Annotated in this window: 15 protein-coding genes and 1 CRISPR repeat array; of the genes, 10 read left to right on the forward strand and 5 right to left on the reverse strand. The window is 69.9% G+C overall.

Annotated features, from left to right (window positions below; translation table 11 throughout):
- The first annotated feature begins 11 nt into the window (after nucleotides 1-11).
- The 4 genes from KZQ38_RS09240 (at nucleotide 12) to KZQ38_RS09255 (ending at nucleotide 2,489) form a co-directional block, all read left to right on the forward strand.
- Nucleotides 12-245 carry a hypothetical protein gene (locus KZQ38_RS09240; RefSeq protein ID WP_219440224.1) on the forward strand — a complete coding sequence of 78 codons (234 nt, stop codon included), beginning with the start codon at nucleotides 12-14 and terminating at the stop codon, nucleotides 243-245.
- Between the two features lie 209 nt (nucleotides 246-454).
- Nucleotides 455-1,276, forward strand: coding sequence for a restriction system modified-DNA reader domain-containing protein (locus KZQ38_RS09245; RefSeq protein WP_219440225.1), 822 nt, complete (start codon nucleotides 455-457; stop codon nucleotides 1,274-1,276).
- Between the two features lie 250 nt (nucleotides 1,277-1,526).
- On the forward strand, nucleotides 1,527-1,988 hold the full coding sequence (locus KZQ38_RS09250) for a hypothetical protein (RefSeq protein WP_219440226.1): 462 nt from the start codon (nucleotides 1,527-1,529) through the stop codon (nucleotides 1,986-1,988).
- Between the two features lie 120 nt (nucleotides 1,989-2,108).
- Entirely contained in the window at nucleotides 2,109-2,489 is a 381-nt protein-coding gene (locus KZQ38_RS09255; protein ID WP_257900978.1) for a hypothetical protein, read from the forward strand.
- A gap of 264 nt (nucleotides 2,490-2,753) precedes the next feature.
- Here KZQ38_RS09255 and KZQ38_RS09260 read toward each other — a convergent pair whose 3' ends face one another.
- On the reverse strand, nucleotides 2,754-3,812 hold the full coding sequence (locus KZQ38_RS09260; RefSeq protein ID WP_219440227.1) for a LysR family transcriptional regulator: 1,059 nt from the start codon (nucleotides 3,810-3,812) through the stop codon (nucleotides 2,754-2,756).
- Between the two features lie 229 nt (nucleotides 3,813-4,041).
- Between KZQ38_RS09260 and KZQ38_RS09265 the strand changes: the two genes are divergently transcribed.
- The 4 genes from KZQ38_RS09265 (at nucleotide 4,042) to KZQ38_RS09280 (ending at nucleotide 7,215) form a co-directional block, all read left to right on the forward strand.
- Nucleotides 4,042-5,160 carry a radical SAM protein gene (locus KZQ38_RS09265; RefSeq protein WP_219440228.1) on the forward strand — a complete coding sequence of 373 codons (1,119 nt, stop codon included), beginning with the start codon at nucleotides 4,042-4,044 and terminating at the stop codon, nucleotides 5,158-5,160.
- Entirely contained in the window at nucleotides 5,157-5,813 is a 657-nt protein-coding gene (tmk, locus tag KZQ38_RS09270) for a dTMP kinase (protein ID WP_219440229.1), read from the forward strand. The genes KZQ38_RS09265 and tmk overlap by 4 nt, the downstream gene beginning before the upstream one ends.
- Nucleotides 5,804-6,643 carry an endonuclease/exonuclease/phosphatase family protein gene (locus KZQ38_RS09275; protein WP_219440230.1) on the forward strand — a complete coding sequence of 280 codons (840 nt, stop codon included), beginning with the start codon at nucleotides 5,804-5,806 and terminating at the stop codon, nucleotides 6,641-6,643. Before tmk ends, KZQ38_RS09275 begins: the two co-directional genes overlap by 10 nt.
- A gap of 71 nt (nucleotides 6,644-6,714) precedes the next feature.
- Nucleotides 6,715-7,215 (forward strand): NUDIX hydrolase, encoded by a 501-nt coding sequence (locus tag KZQ38_RS09280; protein ID WP_219440231.1) that lies wholly within the window; start codon nucleotides 6,715-6,717, stop codon nucleotides 7,213-7,215.
- A gap of 198 nt (nucleotides 7,216-7,413) precedes the next feature.
- Here the strand turns inward: KZQ38_RS09280 and KZQ38_RS09285 are convergent, their stop codons facing one another.
- The 4 genes from KZQ38_RS09285 to KZQ38_RS37585 form a co-directional block, all read right to left on the reverse strand.
- Nucleotides 7,414-9,150: a VWA domain-containing protein gene (locus tag KZQ38_RS09285; protein ID WP_219440232.1), complete on the reverse strand. Its 1,737-nt coding sequence runs from the start codon at nucleotides 9,148-9,150 to the stop codon at nucleotides 7,414-7,416.
- Nucleotides 9,151-9,207: 57 nt separating this feature from the next.
- Nucleotides 9,208-10,365, reverse strand: coding sequence for an AAA family ATPase (locus tag KZQ38_RS09290; RefSeq protein WP_219440233.1), 1,158 nt, complete (start codon nucleotides 10,363-10,365; stop codon nucleotides 9,208-9,210).
- Between the two features lie 680 nt (nucleotides 10,366-11,045).
- On the reverse strand, nucleotides 11,046-11,342 hold the full coding sequence (locus tag KZQ38_RS09295) for a hypothetical protein (protein WP_257900979.1): 297 nt from the start codon (nucleotides 11,340-11,342) through the stop codon (nucleotides 11,046-11,048).
- Between the two features lie 245 nt (nucleotides 11,343-11,587).
- Nucleotides 11,588-12,455: direct repeats of the CRISPR family, unit length 27 nt.
- A 595-nt stretch (nucleotides 12,456-13,050) separates the two neighbouring features.
- The gene (locus KZQ38_RS37585) at nucleotides 13,051-13,407 is read right to left on the reverse strand and encodes a hypothetical protein (RefSeq protein WP_443706233.1); all 357 of its coding nucleotides are present in this window, start codon (nucleotides 13,405-13,407) and stop codon (nucleotides 13,051-13,053) included.
- 365 nt (nucleotides 13,408-13,772) lie between these two features.
- On the opposite strand from KZQ38_RS37585, the gene KZQ38_RS37590 reads away from it, so the two are divergent.
- Nucleotides 13,773-14,078 (forward strand): hypothetical protein, encoded by a 306-nt coding sequence (locus KZQ38_RS37590; RefSeq protein ID WP_443706234.1) that lies wholly within the window; start codon nucleotides 13,773-13,775, stop codon nucleotides 14,076-14,078.
- A gap of 1,356 nt (nucleotides 14,079-15,434) precedes the next feature.
- Nucleotides 15,435-17,885 (forward strand): ATP-binding protein, encoded by a 2,451-nt coding sequence (locus KZQ38_RS09300; RefSeq protein WP_308258326.1) that lies wholly within the window; start codon nucleotides 15,435-15,437, stop codon nucleotides 17,883-17,885.
- Nucleotides 17,886-18,144: the final 259 nt, after the last annotated feature.

The following is an 18,144-nucleotide window of genomic DNA, read 5'->3' on the forward strand; positions in this document are numbered from 1 at the left end:
ACGGCTGCGACGTGACCTCGATCGTCGCTGACCCCTCCGACGCCCAACAGATTCTCTACGGGACCGTCACCCGTCAGGGCGTACTCGTCGGAAGCTACTACTGCGCCGACCGCCTCCTGCAACAGGACTGGCGCGTCATCACGGCTGACGCACACCACCTCACCTACCGCGGCCGGTTGCCGGAGATCGACCACGCCGGTGCCGTATGGCTGTTGACGCAGCTGGCCGCACCCTGGACAGGGTGACCAAACCGCCCGCGCTCCCGAGAACCTCCGGGGTTGCACCCGGACGTGCGCGGCCTGCCGCAGTAACCGTTAACCCACAAGGGCCTACCTCACCGGCGGACGCGCACCGCGTATTGACAACTCGGCGAGCACCAAGCGTCCATGAATGTCGATCGTTCGACCTGTCGAACGGGAGCCGAATCTCATACACCGGAAGGGATACGACAGCGATGACCGATGACACCACCTCGCCGATACAGCCCGAACCTTCTGATCCGCACGCACCGCTCTCCCTCACGGCACAAGACGACCAGGAGGCGGAGACCCTGTGGTGGGAGGGGCTCCCTTCCGACGGGGTGGTGCTCGTGCCATCGGTCGCCGTCACGCCGATGCGGCATCCTAAGGACACCTGGGCGATGCTGGTGTTGGCCGTAGACGTCCTGGACGACATCGACTCCGACACCGACCGCGATGACCAAGTCGTCTTGTTCGCCGGGTGTTGGCTTCCCAAGCAGCCACCGGCCGCCCTCCACGAGGGCGATCTCGTTCTCATGCTGACCGCACCGGACGGACGGTCGTCTTCGGACGACCTGGTCGATGTGGAGATGCGGCTCGCCCACGGCAACGGGTGGCTGTGCGTCGGTCGATGGAGCCGGCTGGACCCACGTTGGCCGTGGACTGTCGCGGTGACCGCCGCAGCGACCTTGGAGCTGCACGGGGAGGCAACCGAAGCCGGCTCCACAGGTTCGGGTGCGACCGCTGATCGCCCCGTCCCCGGTTACGGTGGTCTGGCGGACCTCCTCGCCGCCGGGCTGGTCCGCCCCGGCGACGAGTTCATCTGGGATCGGCCTGGGTGCGGTGCCCGGCACACCGCCCGAATCCACTCCAGCGGCACACTGGTCCTCGCCAACACACTCGCCTACTCCAACCCCTCCGCCGCGCTGACGGCGCTCGGTGGCGGGCACCGGAACGGTTGGAGGATGTGGCGACGCACCACTGACAACCGCGCACTCGACGAACTCCGCGCGAAACTGCACAACGCAGGACGGTGAGGTGAAGGTGTCCGCGTCGGCAGTGGCGTTACGACACGTCCGATCACCCGCCGCCACCGGAGGCGAACCAGCCGACCGGTTGCGCACGGTCGGATGCGCCGTACCGTAACCGTAATCGACCACAGATCACGACCGTGAACGCGTGAGCCGGCAGCCACGTCATCCTGACCTCGGCGTAGCACTCTCGCCAGTCCCCTCGCCTGGTCCCCACCGGGAACGCCCCTCTTCCTGAACTGCAAGGCGAGGACCCATGTCGACCAAGACCGACTTCTACATCGGACGTGACCGCGACACCACAGCTTGGATCGGTTCACTCGAGTGGAACTGTGAACCCCGGAACCTCCTGCGGTTTCCCCCCGGACGCTTCGCCCTGACCGCGACCGACGAGTCCACCTACCGCACCGCCGTGACCGACCTGCTCGTTGCCTGGGAGACCGAACGCATCGGCACGGCCTACCCCTACCGATCCGGATGGCCCTGGCCGTGGCCGACCAGCCACGTCAGCGACTGGATCATCACCTTCGATCCCGGCGACAACGGCGTGTACGCCACGATCGGCGGAGGCGTGCGATGGGAACGGATCAACCCGCAGCACCCCCGCGAACCGGACACCGACGGGATCGGACCGACCGACTTCGAACACTGGTTGCGCGTGCCCGCGGCCCCGCCCTCCGTTCCGCTACCCACTATGCCCACGGACCGTCACCGGTGACACGAGCGGCAGAAGCCGGCCGAGTGAGCGACATGCCCGGCCTCGGTCCAGCTGTCGCAACCCCCGCAGTCACCGTCGGCCCGACGACAACGGACTACTCGGCAACAAGAGAAGGCCACGATGAGTACAAGTGACGACCGCACGCCGACCCCCTCCCCGCAGCGCTCCACGTCGCTGTCCTCGCTGATGGGTCCACAGGAGCGGTGCCCGGACTGCGGCGTTGCGGTCGGTGAAGCTCACGAGTACGACGAATACGACGGCGGCTGCGATATCGCACGCTGCCTTGCGACCGGCCACCAGCGCCTCATGTGCGACCTCGACCACGATTGCGGACAGGACATCTGGACCGGGTGGTGGCCAGGCCACACCGACTGCGAACGGCTCGGCTGGATGCTCGCGCCAGGCTTCCCCGACCTCAACCGCCTCTACACGCAAGCAGTATGGGACTCCGAACGCCACACCTGGGTGGCCCCGGATTCCGAGCAGACCGTTCAACGGTAGCTTCCGGAGGCCGCTCGCGACTCGGCTCACCGGCTGCGTGCTGCTGCGGATGCAGGACACGCATTCCACCGGTCTTCACGGCGACTACGTCGCCTGGGCCACGGTCGACCCGGTCCGTCCGGTCAGCTCAGACTCGATCCGTTCACCGACAGGATGCTCGGCGCGCGAGGCGATCAGGTCGCCGCGATCGCGGTAGGAGCCCGCCATGCAAGGGGCCTCGGTTCAGTACGCGGCCTACAACTGTGTCTCCGCGGTGGGGGTAGGTCACCCGGGTAGAGCAGCGGTGACGGTGTGGGCGGGTGTCGCGTTGGCGAAGGCGTTCCACAGCAGGTTGAGCGGGTGGTCGGCGGCGTAGCGGTCGCGTTCGCCCTTGCGCGAGAAGATGCCGGTGACGATCTCCAAGCGGGGCTTGTAGTCGTCGCCGAGGTCGATCTTGCGCAGACCTTGGCCGGGCAGGCGGCCCTCGATCGCCGCGTCGGCGACGCGTTCGGTGGTGAGCAGGCACCCGTGCAGGAGTCGGCTGGTGAGCAGGTTGAGGCCGTAGTTGAGTGAGTCGATGTCGGCGATGACGCGCAGCACGCCGCGGTAGTCGGGGCTGTACCAGCGGCTGAGGAATTGGGCGAGCAGGCCGGCGGTCGGGGCGAGCAGCGGCAGTCCGGGGAGTCGATCGGCGGTGACCGGGGTGTCGGGCAGTTCGCGGGTGGTGAGGTTGGTGAGTAGGGCGACGCGTTCGCGGTGCCATTCCGAGAAGTCGTAGTCCAGTGTGGGCGGCTGACCGATTTCGGCGGCGAAGCTGCCGCACACCAGGTCGACTTTTTTTGCGTCGAGTTTTCGCCACAGGTCGCGGGTGCGGACGTGTTCGATGTTGAGGTGGACGCCGCGGCGTTCGAAGTCCTCGCGCACCGCGGGCCACACGGCGCCGAGGAATTGCACGGTGAACTCGGTGGTGCCGAAGGTGACGGTGGACCCGACCCGACGACGGCTGCGGTGCAGGCTGTCGGTCCACGAGAGCAGGGTCCGCTGCGCCAAGGCGACGATCTCCTCGCCGGACGGCGTGAACAGGAAGTCCCTGCCGCGGCCCTGTTTCACCACCAGCGCTTCGCCTACCAGGCGGGTCGCGGCCTTGTTGAGGTTGTCGAGCTGCTTCTGCACGCTGGACTGTTCCCGCCCCAGCGCGCGGGCGGCGCGTTGCGCCGTGCCCGTGGCGTGCACGATGGCCAGGGTGCGTAGTTGGTCCAGGCTGACGTCGAGTATTCCCGGTGGGAAGGCCAGCAGTGCCGCCAGGGTCTCCGCCGTTTCGTCGTCGCGTGTCTTCTCCGGCACCGCGCCCTCCTTCGCCCTGACCTGTCGATGGCACGACTTGACATGGAATTGGTCGCTTGGACAGTGCGGTTGTCCTTGATCGCAGTTCCCGCCGAACTATCCCACAAATGTCTGCCCGAACATCTCAAGTCACGAGGTTGTTCGACCGAACATCTCGGGTGGGTGCCTGACCTGGTGCCCTGGCGGCGGCCTCCGACAGAGGTGCGCCTGGGGAACGGAGGTCGCGCTGGTGACCGCTCGCGGTATCGCCACCGACGGGGTGGCGTCGTCCTGTTACTTCCGCACCACTGTCGAACAGCCGTTCCGCAAGGCACTGGTCCAGATCAACGAGGACTGCAACCTGCGCTGCGCCCACTGCTTCGTGTCCGCGACCAGGGTCGGCAGGCAGATGCCACTGACCGAGGTGGTGGAGAAGGTGATCCCACGCCTGGTGGACAGCCGTGTCCGCAGGGTGACCCTCACCGGCGGGGAACCTACGATCCACCCCGATTTCCTGGACATCGTCCGCGCGTTCCGCGAGGTCGGGATGGACGTCGGGATCTGCACCAACGCCACCGCACTGACCGCGGCCCAGATCACGGCCCTGGTCGAGCTGGGCGTGCACTGCAACGTCTCACTGGACGGGTTCGCCGCCGACTCGCACGGCAGGTTCCGGGGCGACCGGGCCAGTTTCGCCGTCACCGTGGCCACGGTCGAGCAGTTGGGGCGTGCCGGCATTCTGCAGGGGCTGCTGTGCACGCCCAACACGTTGGCGCAGAACGAGGAGTACGCCCGGCTGTGCGCGTTCGCCCGGACGAACGGGGCCCGCTACGTGCTGCTCAACCCACTGGGCAGCATGGGCCGCGGCGTCAAGTCGAAGGCCAGACTGGCCAAGACGACCCTGCACATGCGGGAGATCTTCGAGTTGACCGCACCGTTCGACGGCCCGGAGCTTGACCTCGCCCACATCCGCTTCCCCAACACCGAAGCACGGCCACTGGCCGGATGCGAGGCCGGGACGATCATCTACGTGTTCACCCCCGGCGAGGTCACGGTGTGCCCGTACCTGGTGTTCGCCGCCCGCACCCCGCGATCACGGCACACCGACACCGAGTTCATCGTCGGCAACGTCTTCACCGACCCCGACATCGCGCAGCGGCTGGACGACTACCGCTTCCACGACCGCTACCGGGTCGGCGCGAGCGCCACCTGCACGGCGTGCTCGCTGAACTCCGGCTGCGGCAAGGGCTGCCCGGCCGCGGTCGTCGCCGCCGGTGGCCGGATCGGTGACATCGACGCCGAGCAGTGCCCGGTCGTCGACGACGACCACGTCGAGGGCCACCGGCTGCTGCCGCTGATGCCCGCGTGACCCGCCGGCCCTCGGACGAGCCGCGCCGCCTGCCGGGCACGCTGATCACCCTGGACGGCCCCGGCGGGGTGGGAAAGTCCACTGCCACCCGCTTGGTCGCCGAGACGCTGACCACGGCCGGGGTGCCGGTGCACCCCACCACGCAGCCGTCCCGCGCACCGCTGGGTGAGCTGGCCCGGCACGGCACCGACACCTACCACGGCATGGCCCTGGCCTGCCTGTGCGCCGCCGACCGGCACCACCAGCTCGCCACCGAGATCGAGCCAGCGCTGCGCGCGGGCGCGACCGTCGTCTGTGATCGCTACGTCGCGTCCTCGCTGGTGCTGCAAGGTCTCGACGGGCTGCCCGCCGAGGTGGTGTGGCAACTCAACCACGGTGTCTACCGGCCGGATCTGACGGTCGTCCTCACCGGCGACCCGCGCGTGATCGGCACCCGGCTTCGGATGCGCGGCGGGCACAGCCGCTTCGAGCGTGCCGAGGACAGCAGCGAGGCAGAGGCCGACCTGTACGTCCGCGCCGTGGTCGACCTGCGACGACGGGGCTGGCGGGTCGCCACCCTGGACACCACCGCCGACCCGCCCGACACGATCACCGTGGCGATCGTGTCCCTCATCCAGCACGTCCTGAAGGAGAAGAGCGCGGCATGTCCCTGAGCGTCATCACCGTCAATGTCGGCGCCCCCTCACTGGACCGGGCCCACCGCCAACTCCGTTGGCTCGCCGCCCGCTCCGAGGACATGCTGGTGCTCACCGAGACCAAAGCCACCGCGGGAAGCCGGTTCCTCGCCGAGGCGTTCACCGCCGCCGGCTACTCGGTGACCTTCCCCGACCACGCGCCCGGCGAACTCGGCGTCATGATCGTCAGCAGGCTGCGCACCACTCCGGACCCGCTCGGCGCGGCACTGGACTACCTGCCCGCCCGCGCGGCCGGGGTCGTGGTCGACACCACCGACGGGCCGCTGCGCGTCATCGGCGCCTACGCGCCCTCCCGCGACGCCACCGCCGAGAAAACCGAACGCAAGAAGACCTGGCTCCGACGCTTCAACCACGCCCTGGACGCCACCGCCCACGACGTGCCGCTACTGCTGCTCGGCGATCTCAACGTGCTCGAACCCGGCCACACCCCGGCGCACAGGGGCCAGTTCGCGCCGTTCGAGTACGCCTTCTACACCGATCTCACCGATCGGCACCACCTGGTCGACCTGTTCCGGCACCTGCACCCCGACCAGGTCGAACACAGTTGGGCACGACGGCCGGACCTCGGCTACCGCTACGACCATGCCCACGGCTCGCACAGCCTCGCCGAACGGCTCACCCACTGCGAATACATCCACGAAACCCGGCAACCCGCCGCGGACGGCTCCCGGCTCACCGACCACTCGGGACTCGCCGTGCGCCTGGCGCTGACCGCCACCACCACGCTGCTAACGTCGGACCCCGCCACGGTGGCCACACCGGCCGAGCCGGAACCCACCCTGTTCTGACGAGCCGGTCCCCCTTCCCGGCCGCCGGACCACATGCCCCGTCGGACGAGACCGCGAGGACCAGCCGCAGGATGACCGCCTCACCGACCAGCACCGTCAAACCCCGCATCGGCGCCCGAGTCCTCCTGCTGGACCCCGACGACCGCGTACTGCTCATCCACGCCCTCGACCCCGACGACCCCACCCACCACTGGTGGGAACTACCCGGCGGCGGCCTCGACGAAGGCGAAGACCCCGAGACCGCGGCCCGCCGCGAAGTCGCCGAGGAAACCGGGATCCTGCTCACCACCCTCGACCGGAAACTGTGGGTGCGGGAATCCCGCTTCCGCTACAAGAACCGCGACCACCACCGCATCGACCACGTATTCCTCGGCCGCACCCCCGACACCACACCACAGATCACGCCCCAACCCACCGAAAACGAAAGGGCCGGCCTGATCGAACACCGCTGGTGGCCTGCCAGCCGGCTACGGCAGTGCCACGACAAACTCCTGCCCGCCCAACTGCCCACCCTGGTCGAGGACCTGCTCGCCGACCGGTTCAGCCCCACTCCCCTCACCCTCACCGACTGACCGTTCCACCAGCCTGCCGTGCGGTAATGGGGAAACCGTTCGACGGTTGAACGATGTCCTGCGGCGGCGACCCAGCGAGCGGTTCGCGTTTGATCGCGGCAGAGGTACGACGTCGTCGGCGATCGGCACTCCCCGCTCGTGCCGGTGCCTCGTGCAGCGGCACGGAGGTCGCCCAGGATGAGTTCGCGTAGCCGCTTGTCAGCGGGCGGCGCGCAGGGCTGCCGTGGCGGCGCGCCCGATGGCTTGGGCGGTGGTGGTCGGGCTGGTGAGCTTGTGCACGGTGACCCCGTCGAACGGTTTGTCGCGGTCGTCGGTGGTCAGCCACAGCACGGCGCATCCCGACGCGCGCAGGCGGTCGACCTGGGCTCGTCCGGTGGCGCGTTCGTTGCGGTCGTAGTGCCCGTCGGACACGATTACCAGCAACCGCGCCGCTCCGGGGTGCGACAGTCCGAGCGCGCCGTCGAGTGCCGCGGTGGCAGCGGCGATGTCGTGGGAACCGTCGTCGGCTTCGAATTCGGTTACCAGGTCGGGTGCGGTTCCGGGGTGGGTGATCGGGCGGACATGCGCGCCGTAGATGACGGCGGCGGTGGTGACCGGGACGGTCGCGCGGTGTCCGGCGTGGGCGAGGATCCATGCGGTGGAGGCGACAGGGTGGCGCAGGTGGCCCATCGAGCCGGACACGTCGCACGCGATGCCCAACCGCAGCGGCGGGGCGGGCGTGATGAGTCGGGCGGTGCGGGTGAACGGTTCGGCGGTCACGGTCGCGCCGGCGGCGCGTTGGGCATCCGCGGCGAGTGCGCCGCGCATCCGCAGCCGTCCCGGTGGGATCGGCGAGGTGGACTTGACCGCCACCCGTTCCCGGACCCCGGCGGTGGACAACGCACGGGCGAGGACACGGGCGGCGGTGCGTTCGTCGGCGGTCGGTGCGCGGGTGCCCGCCGTGGCGGTGGCACCGTAGCCCCTGGGGTTGTAGTGCGCGCCGGAGAACACTGTCCGGGCGGTTGCCTCATTGGCCTCGTGGGCGGCGTTGTCGACGGCTTGCCGTGTCGCCGCCACAGTGGCGGGGTCCGGCGGCGGGGCTTCCTCGGCAACCGCCCGCGCGACGTTCGCCAATGCCTGTCCGATGGCCTGGGTCAGCGGTGAGGGCACGCCCGACGGAGCGGGGACGCCGGGGTTCGCGTCGGGGTTGTCGGGGTCGGTGCCGATGGCCTGACACCACCGCCGTCCCAGGTCGATCATCGCGTCGGCGTCGTCGTCGGTGGTGTTCAACGCTTCGCGCCACAGTCCGCGCAACTCGGCCAACAGGTCCGCGCCGAGGATGTTCTCGACCATGGCGGCGACCGGGGCGGTTTCGGTGGCGGTGAGGATGCCGCCGTCCACCCGTGCCAACAACAGCGCTGCGGTGTGCGCGGCGTCCGCCTTGGTCATCTGTGGCGCGCGGGCGGGGTCGGCGGCATCGGTTTCGGTGAGGATCAGGTCGGTGGCGGACGCGCGCAGCCAGTGCCGGTCATCGGGGCGGCGGCGCACCTGAGCTGCTTCCATGCGTGGCTCCTCCAGCAGCATGGCGGCGGCGACCACGGCGGGCGGCGCGTCGTCGGGTGGTTCCCACGCGGTGTGTTTGGCGTGCCCGCACTCATGGGTGAGCAGTCCCCACGTGGTGGCGTAACGGGTCCGGTCGGCGAGGCTGGCGGGATCCACGGTGGCGGGATCCACCCCGAGGTGGTTGCCGTCGACCTCGATCAGCGCGCGGGCGGGGTAGAAACACGCCGGGGCACCGCCGCCGGCACCAGGCGCGATGGTGACCAACAGGTCCTCGCGGTCGGCGATGATCTCGACCTCGTCCACGAGTGCGGTGGACAGTGCCAACCATTCGGGGCGAGCGGGCAACACGGCGGCACCGACGGCGTCGGGGTCGACTGTCAGGTGGCTGTTCATCACGAAAGTCCTTTCGGGACGGTGGGCGGTGTCGGATGCGTTGGCAACGGGTCGGGGTCAGATGCGGGCACCGAGTGCCAGGGGTGCCACAGCGGTGCCGAAGACGGCTTGCACGGTGGCGGCGACGATCTCGCGGTCCTCTTCCGGTGCGATGCCCACGAGGTTGCCGGCGGCGGCTTCCGCGCCGACCACGCCCGCGATCTTCTGGAAAGCGATCAACTCCCGAAGTTGCGGTGCCCAACCGATTTCGCCCTTGGCCTGTCGGGTGGCGAGGTTGCGCGCGACCTTGACCGCGCGCTTGTCGATCTTGAGTTGGGTCGCGAGGTCGTAGTCGGTGACCACCTGGATCTGCGCGGAGAACCGGGACGACAGGGCATCGGTGAGGATCGCGCCGTGCGCGCCGGGGTTGTGCCCGGCGACGACGTAGAACCCCGGCGCGGCATCCACGACCTCACCGCCGTTGGCTTTGATCACGATCCGGCGACGTCCGTCCATCGCGGGGTAGACCACCGCGAGCACGGTCGGCGCGATCAGCGTGGCGTCGTCGATGAACAGCGGCACACCCTCCCGCATCGCGCGGACCAGCGGACCGTGCACGAACACGTACCGGCCGTCGTCGGTCTGGGTGTACTCGCCCACGAAGTCCGCGACCGCGGTGTCCCCGTCGCCCTGAACCGTCACCAGATCCGGGAAAGCAGCCTCCACCACCGAGGTCTTCCCCGTACCGGGAGGTCCGTACAACAGCGCGGCGACCCCGGCGTCCCGGAACCGCCGCAGCGCGGTCACATCCGGCATTCCGGCCAACATCCGGGGGTGGTAGTCCACCCCGTTCGGACGTTTCACCGGACCTGTCACCACGCGCGCCGACCCGGCGGGAGTGCCATTCGGTGGGCTGGCGGGCGGTGTCCTCGGGCGGGGCGTGCGCGGCGCGCCGGGGGTGGTTGCGGACGCGGCGGCGGACGCCGTGGTCGCGGTCGCCCGGTAAGCCAACGGCGACGGGGTGGCGACCTCCGCCTCCCCTCGGTGTGCGAGCACCTTGCACGCGTTACCGACCGCCCCGGATGACCGGTTCAGGGTGTGCGCGATGGTGCGCGGCGTGAGGTCGGTGCCCGCGTTGTCGGCGAGGACTTTGGCGACCAACGCGCGCAGTTCACCGCTGCCGAGCCGCTTCCGCGTGCCCGCCGGCGTGGCGGTTGTCGGGGTGGACATAGTCATCGCGGGGGTTCGTTGCGAGTGCTCGCGGTCGACAGGACGGGTTAGGCGGGAGGCGGGAGTGGCAGTCGTGGTCATCGTGTGCTTCTTCCGGTTCGGTCGGGCTTACTGGGTCACACCACTATGGACGCTTCCGTACCGACGAGAAGTCAAGCCAGGTCTCAAACAAGATGTCCGTCTTCTGTGGACAGTGCCTCCGTGCCGACCGCACTCGCGCGGTTCTCGTGAGAGGAAGCTCGGCCCTGCTCCGACGCCACCGAGCTTGCCGTCACCTTGCCGAGTCGCGGCTCTCGGAACCGCCGAGGATGGTGTCGACCGTGGTTCCGGCAGCGGCAAGCCAGCTCGATTCCGACACGCAGGAGGAGCGCCGAGACGGGCATGGCCTTCGCGGTCACGGTGTGCGAGCCGCCTGCTTGGTCGTGCGACAGCAGGCCCGACATGAGGCGCGACGGCGTGACCGACCGAGCTGTCCGACCATTGTGGATGGACGGACAGGCGAACTCGGTGATCGGGCGGTGCACGTGGGTCCGCCGGGGCTGCCGTTCGAGTCCAGGACGGCTTGCCTGGCACCGCAGAGCCGCTCACCTTCAACCTCAGCTCGCGACGGCGGTGCCAGCGACTTGAACCTGCTCGTTGTGGGGATCGATGATCCACCGCTGCGGTGAAGAGGTCCCGGTGGCCGGTCATGCTGCTGTGGCTTTCCGGACCTGCTGCGCGCGAGTCAGGGCGACGATGTGCGCGCGAACGTGGTCGATGAGCGCTTCGGGAAGTTGGATGTTGATCGAGCGGTTGAGCTCGTCGCGCTCGCGCATGGACTCCTCGACACCGACGTCGGTCAGGTCGATGGGGGCATAGTCGAGCAGTTGGTCGGCGTAGCGGCCGACGACCAAGCGGCGGTGCCAGTCCGGTGTGCCGGGATAGGGCCGGTGTTCGGAGGCCGAGGCGCGGAACCGTCCGGGTAACGAGGTCAGTGAGGCCACGATTCCGGTGCTCGTACGAGGGCGACGGTAACCGGACGCCGAACCTGGACTTGTGTCCGGGATGCGGACGGCTGAAGAATCGGCGCGACGAGACATGTGCAGATAGCTACGAACGCGGAGTGGCCGCAACCGTCAGGCACCGACCATGGCAGGGCGGCCGAGATGCGGAGGCCACCATTCCACAGGGCGCCACTCAGCAACATCACGAAACGGTAACCCGCTCGTATCGTGCCTGTTCAGAAAGTGGTCTCCCCGCGCAGCGGGGGTGGGTCCACCGCGCTGTTCAACGGCCTCCAGCAGGCCAAGGTCTCCCCGCGCAGCGGGGGTGGGTCCTCGCCCATCCCCGCTTCCGCGGCGAGTACATCGGTCTCCCCGCGCAGCGGGGGTGGGTCGATGATCAAAGAGGCCAGGGAGGCCCGAGGGCTGGTCTCCCCGCGCAGCGGGGGTGGGTCCAGCGCGCCGCCGAGGTCGCCGACTACGAGGCCGGTCTCCCCGCGCAGCGGGGGTGGGTCGGCAGGTGCCTGATGCCGCACCGCCACGAACTCGGTCTCCCCGCGCAGCGGGGGTGGGTCCTATGTTGACCGCCGGGCCTGCCAGGCTCCCAGGGTCTCCCCGCGCAGCGGGGGTGGGTCCCTCGTAGACGAGCTGGTAGCGCTCGCCGGTCAGGTCTCCCCGCGCAGCGGGGGTGGGTCCCCGTACGGCGACCGCGGGGTGCTGCGCAAGGAGGTCTCCCCGCGCAGCGGGGGTGGGTCCAGGGCGAGCTGGTTCGGGTCGACCTCGGCCTGGGTCTCCCCGCGCAGCGGGGGTGGGTCCCTCACCAACGCGGAGCTGAACAGCGCGAACCTGGTCTCCCCGCGCAGCGGGGGTGGGTCCTACAGCGGCACTGGCGGCGAGCTGAAGGGTGTGGTCTCCCCGCGCAGCGGGGGTGGGTCCGCGCGTTGCATCGCGCCGACGCTCGGAAGGCCGGTCTCCCCGCGCAGCGGGGGTGGGTCGACTCATGGCTCTATCTCCTGATGTGGTCATGGGGTCTCCCCGCGCAGCAGGGGTGGGTCGCTGGAGGTGGCGGCATGAGCCAGGTACCCGACGGTCTCCCCGTGCAACGGGGGTGGGTCCTCCGGAGAGGTGGGCGGCCGATGCGGTGTAGTGGTCTCCCCGCACAGCGGGGGCGAGTCCTCGCTGTCACCCTGCACGACAGTCTGGACCGCTTGGCGCACGGAAGTTGACGCGCGCCTCGTTCAGCAACAGGATGCTCGGCGCGCGAGGCGATCAGGTTGTGGGGGGGCGATCTTCGTCGGAGCACAATTCCCGCATTACCACCAGGCAACCCTCGTCGTCCGGTATCCAACGTCGCCGCGATCGCCGTAGGGGCCCGCCACGCAAGGTCCGGTTCAGCACGTGCACTTGGTCAAACCTGGACTTGTGTCCGGGATGCGGACGGCTGAACAATCAGCACGACGAGACATTCGCAGCTACGAACGCGGCGCAGCCGCGGCCCCGCCGGGCGCACCAAACCATGGCAGAACAGCCGAGATACGGAGTCCGCCGTCTTCGAGGACACACCATCCAGCAACATCACGGAACGGTAACCGGTCCGTATCGTGCCTGTTCAGGGAGCGTTCTCCCCGCGCAGCGGGGGTGGTCCGGTGCGGGGGTCGTCGGGTTCGGTGAGGGCGGGGTTCTCCCCGCGCAGCGGGGGTGGTCCCGTCCATCAGGTGGCCCAGGCGGTCGACCCCGAGTTCTCCCCGCGCAGCGGGGGTGGTCCCGACGTCAAGAAGGTCAAGGCGACCGCCGAGGCGTTCTCCCCGCGCAGCGGGGGTGGTCCGTCGACCTCTACACAGTCAGCCCCGGTGCCGCTGTTCTCCCCGCGCAGCGGGGGTGGTCCCCGGGCTCGGCCGCCGGGCAGGTGCCAGGGGTGGTTCTCCCCGCGCAGCGGGGGTGGTCCCAGCACCGGCTCTACTCGCTGCTCAGCCAGCTTGTTCTCCCCGCGCAGCGGGGGTGGTCCGACGTTCACCGCCACGGCCTCGTCGACGCCGCCGTTCTCCCCGCGCAGCGGGGGTGGTCCCAAGGTCTCCCGGCAGGGCGGCTCGGAGTTCGGGTTCTCCCCGCGCAGCGGGGGTGGTCCCCACGCGGTCAGCGCGCCGCCGGCGGTGAGCAGCGTTCTCCCCGCGCAGCGGGGGTGGTCCCACGGCCTGGACGCCGGTCTCCACCGAGGTCAGGTTCTCCCCGCGCAGCGGGGGTGGTCCCCAGATCAGCGTGGACAGCACGCCGGTGGCGTCGTTCTCCCCGCGCAGCGGGGGTGGTCCCTCCCGGCCCAGGAAGGCGGCAGCCGATGACCAGTTCTCCCCGCGCAGCGGGGGTGGTCCGACCCCGACGCACTGTGGCGAGTAGTGCTGGAGGTTCTCCCCGCGCAGCGGGGGTGGTCCGCCTGGCGTGGCGCGGGTGGCGGGCACGGCGTTGTTCTCCCCGCGCAGCGGGGGTGGTCCCGACCCGGAGCGGTGGGGTGCTCGGCTGGACGCGTTCTCCCCGCGCAGCGGGGGTGGTCCCGACGAGGGCAAGTCGGACCCGGTGGACGTCGGGTTCTCCCCGCGCAGCGGGGGTGGTCCCCGCGTCACGCAGATCCCGGGCCTGCGGCGTGAGTTCTCTCCGCGCAGCGGGGGTGGTCCACCACCAGCGCCGACCCCGACACCGCCCGCATCGTTCTCCCCGCGCAGCGGGGGTGGTCCCCGGATCGTGTAGCCGAGCGCGACCGTGAGCGGGTTCTCCCCGCGCAGCGGGGGTGGTCCGCTGGTCCCCGGGCTGCCCGACGAGCAGGCCCGGTTCTCCCCGCGCAGCGGGTGTGGTCCTCCGTTGGCCCCGATCGACATGGGCGCGCCAGCGTTCTCCCCGCGCAGCGGGGGTGGTCCGAGCGACGACGCGACCGCCCTCGTGGCGATCCGGTTCTCCCCGCGCAGCGGGGGTCCCTTACCGCGTCTACGTCGACAGCGTCGTTCTCCGTTCTCCCCGCGCAGCGGGGGCGGTCCCGTCATGTGGGACTCCGTCCCGTGGTTTGTCGGAGTTCTCCCCGCGCAGCGGGGTAGTCCAAACCGGGCGTGCTTACGATCCGGCTGGGCTCGTTCCCCCTGTGCAGCAGAGGTGGTCCCGCATCCCGGATGATGCGCCGTCCGTCGTCGCCGTTCCCCCGCAGCGGGAGTGGTCCTGCAGCTTTGGGCCCTCCACGGCACCGACCCAGTCTGGGTGGACCCCCGCGTGTTCTCGTGCTGCGTCTGACCGAAGCCGGCCACACGCCACGGGCCGCGGAGAATTGGGCGTGCCGCAGCATTCCCGCCTACAACGACGTCACCGGCGAGCAGCTCGACGCGTTCGCCGCGTACCTGGCCGGGATGTGGAGCTGCTGGGAGGCGGCAAGCTGGGCGAGCCACAGGCACCGTCATCCTGGTGGCCGTACGTGAATGAACACCGCGTCATGGCGGCGTGGCACGCGCACCCATAGCTACCTGTTGGTGTTCTTCGGCAGGTAGGCAGTCGCGGACCAGGTTTCCTCCGTCGGTCTTGGTGGCCTCCAATCACCACCGCTCCGGGGGGACCAGTGCGGGGTTCACGGTGGAGGGCCGACTGAGGGAAAACCTGGCGAACAGACCCGGAGCCGCGGGTCGTCCTGGTATGCCGGACCCGCCCGGTGAGAGCGGTGGCCAGGGGGCGCGGGATGGTGGTGGAGTTCAGGCTTCTCGGCGGCGTGCGGGCGCACCGGGACGGCACACCGGTGGACCTGGGGCACCGCCGGCAGCGCGGGGTCCTGGGTGTGCTGCTGGCCGAGGCCAACCAATCCGTGCCAGTCGAGCGGTTGCTGGACCGGGTGTGGGGTGAACCCGCGCCGCGGCGCGGACGCGACACCCTCTACAGCTACCTGGCCCGCCTGCGCGGAGCATTGGCTGGCCTTGACGGGGTCCGGTTGGAGCGCCACTCCGGCGGTTACCGCCTCAGCCTCGACGAACACACCATGGACCTGCACCGCTTCCGCGACCTGCTCACCCGCGCGCCAGGGCCACGCGGGACGACGAGCAGGCTTCGGCGCTGTACAAGCAGGCGCTCAACCTGTGGCGAGGCGAGCCGCTGCCCGAACTGGACAGCTCGTGGGCCGAGGATCTGCGGGCCACTCTGGAGCGGCACCGCCTGGCCGCAGAGCTTGACCACGCCGATATCGCGTTGCGCTTGGGCCGGCACAGCGATCTCCTGCCCTCGCTGACTGAGCAAGCTGGCCGTCATCCGCTGGACGAACGCCTCGCCGGTCAGCTCATGCTCGCCCTGTACCGCAACGGACGCCCAGCCGACGCGCTGTCCCACTATCAGCAGCTCCGCGCCCGGCTCACCGACGCACTCGGCACCGACCCCGGCCCGTCACTCCAGCGCCTCCACCAGCAAATCCTCACTGCCGATCCCGTCTTGGCTGAACCGACGGAGGTAGAGGACGGTTCACGGGTAGTGCCCCGCCAGTTGCCCGCCTTGCCCGGACCTTTCCTTGGCCGTGACATCGAACTGGCCGGACTGGATGACACCGCCCTGGAAAGCGGACCGGGCGCGAACCCGCCGGACGCGCCGCCCGACGTCTTACAGGCGACAGGGGCGGCGGTGCTCGTATCGGCGATCGGCGGCCTGGGCGGGATCGGCAAGACGTGGCTCGCCTTGACCTGGGCGCACCGCAACCTAGAGCGGTTCCCCGACGGTCAACTGTTCGTCGACTTGCACGGCTTCAGTCCCGCGGGCGATCCGGTGGAGCCCACGGTGGCGTTGCGGGGGTTCCTCGACGCTCTCGGCGTCAGCCCCGACCGCATCCCGAACGACCTCGACGCGCGGGCCGCCCTGTACCGCAGCCTGGTCGCGAACAAACGAATGCTGGTCGTGCTGGACAACGCCGCCACCGCCGAGCAGGTCGTCCCACTGCTCCCCGGCTCGCCGACCTGCACCGTGCTGATCACTGGCAGACACCGGCTCGCCTCCCTGATCGACCGGCACGGCGCCCGCCACCTGCCCCTGGACGTCCTGTCCCACAACGAAGCCTGCGCCCTGCTGACCGCCCGGCTGGGCGCCGACCGCGTCGCCGCCGAGTCCGATGCCGTGGACGAGCTGATCGAGCTGTGCGGGGGCCACCCGCTCGCATTGGCGATCACCGCCCGCATCGGCGCCACCCGCACCGCAGTCCCACTGGCCGAGGTCGCCGCCGAACTTCGTGAATTCGGACTGGAAATGCTCGACCACGACACCGACCTGGCCGCCAGCCTGCCCACCGTCCTGTCCTGGTCCCTACGCCGACTCACCGATCAACAACGCACCCTGTTCGCACTGCTCGGGATCTCACCCGGACCCGACACCACCCTGCCCGCCACCGCCGCCCTCACCGGCCTAGCAGGCCAGTCTGCCCGCAAGGCACTCCTGGCGTTGGAGGACGCCGCACTACTCGACCGGCGGCCGAGTGGCCGGTACGCAATGCACGACCTGATCCGCGCCTACGCCGCCACCACCGCACACAACCTGCCCGAACACGTGCGGGAGGCGGCCCTGGTACGGGTGACGGACTTCTACCTGCACACTGCCCACACCGCCGGGCGTCTCCTCGACCCCAACCGCACGCTGGCACACCCCGAGCCGCCCGCACTCGGCGTCCACCCGCACTCACTGCCTGACGCCGAGTCTGCGATGGCCTGGCTGTCCGCCGAGCACGCCACCTTGCTGGCCACTCAACGTGCTGCCACTACCCTGGGCCTCCACAGCGTGGTGTGGCATCTGGCCGCGGCGCTGGACACCTTCCACTTCCGGCTGGGACACCGACGCGACGCAGTGGCCGTATGGCAGGCCGCGCTGGAAGCCGCCCACCACCTGCCCAACCCCACCACCCGCATCCGCTCTCACCGCAATCTCGGCCGAGCCTGCGACCTGTTGGGTCGGCACGACGAGGCCATCGGCCACCTGGACCGCGCCCTCGTCCTGGCCGAACAGCACCACGACCCCACCGAACAGGCCATTACGCACCGGGCGCTCGCGATCTCCTGGGGGCAATGGGGGGACTACCGACGAGCTTTGAAGCACGCCCGCCACGCCCTCGACCTCCACCGCGCCCTCGACCAGTCGGTAGGAGAAGCCGCCGCGCTCAACCTGGTGGGCTGGTACGCCGCACAGCTGGGCGACTTCACCACGGCCCGCGAACACTGCCACACCGCTCTTGCCCTGCACCGCCACCACCATGACCTCGGCGGCGAGGCGGCCACCCTGGATAGCCTCGGCTTCATCGCCCGCCACACCGGCGAGCACCAGCAGGCTCTCGACTACTACCGACAGGGCCTCACTCTGCTCCGCACCCTCGGCCACTCCTATCAGGTCGCGAACATCCTCGACAACCTCGGCCACACCCACGCCGCCCTCGGTCAACGCGGCAAAGCCCGCGCAGTGTGGCGAGAGTCGCTTCATCTGTACCAGACCCAAGGCCGCGACGACGACGCCGACCGCATCCAACGGCAACTCGACGACCTCGACTCGACCAGAACTCCTTGACCCCGCAACTCGCCGCAGTATGAGAAGAGCGTGATCACCGCGGACAAGGAGGGCGATGTCTACGGACACCGCCCAGAAGTCCGCTGACCACCCGCATGGGCGGTCGCGTGCCAGTGGCGATCATGGGCACGTCGTCGCCCTGGTCGGGCCAGAACCCCTTGCAACACCACGGGCACCGGACGGCAGGCGGACACTCACGGCACCTGGGGGCACGGCTCTCGGCGTCCATGTGCCGGATCCGCTGGGCGAACCTCTTGTA

Origin of the sequence: Saccharothrix obliqua (genome assembly GCF_019375475.1) — a bacterium.
GTDB classification, from domain to species: domain Bacteria; phylum Actinomycetota; class Actinomycetes; order Mycobacteriales; family Pseudonocardiaceae; genus Actinosynnema; species Actinosynnema obliqua.

Coding starts and splice junctions, on each gene's coding strand:
- KZQ38_RS09275 (WP_219440230.1), top strand. CDS start 5,804: ATGTCCCTGAGCGTCATCACCGTCAATGTCGGCGCCCCCTCACTGGAC.
- KZQ38_RS09280 (WP_219440231.1), top strand. CDS start 6,715: ATGACCGCCTCACCGACCAGCACCGTCAAACCCCGCATCGGCGCCCGA.
- KZQ38_RS09255 (WP_257900978.1), top strand. CDS start 2,109: ATGAGTACAAGTGACGACCGCACGCCGACCCCCTCCCCGCAGCGCTCC.
- KZQ38_RS09245 (WP_219440225.1), top strand. CDS start 455: ATGACCGATGACACCACCTCGCCGATACAGCCCGAACCTTCTGATCCG.
- KZQ38_RS09250 (WP_219440226.1), top strand. CDS start 1,527: ATGTCGACCAAGACCGACTTCTACATCGGACGTGACCGCGACACCACA.
- KZQ38_RS09290 (WP_219440233.1), bottom strand. CDS start 10,365: ATGACTATGTCCACCCCGACAACCGCCACGCCGGCGGGCACGCGGAAG.
- KZQ38_RS09285 (WP_219440232.1), bottom strand. CDS start 9,150: ATGAACAGCCACCTGACAGTCGACCCCGACGCCGTCGGTGCCGCCGTG.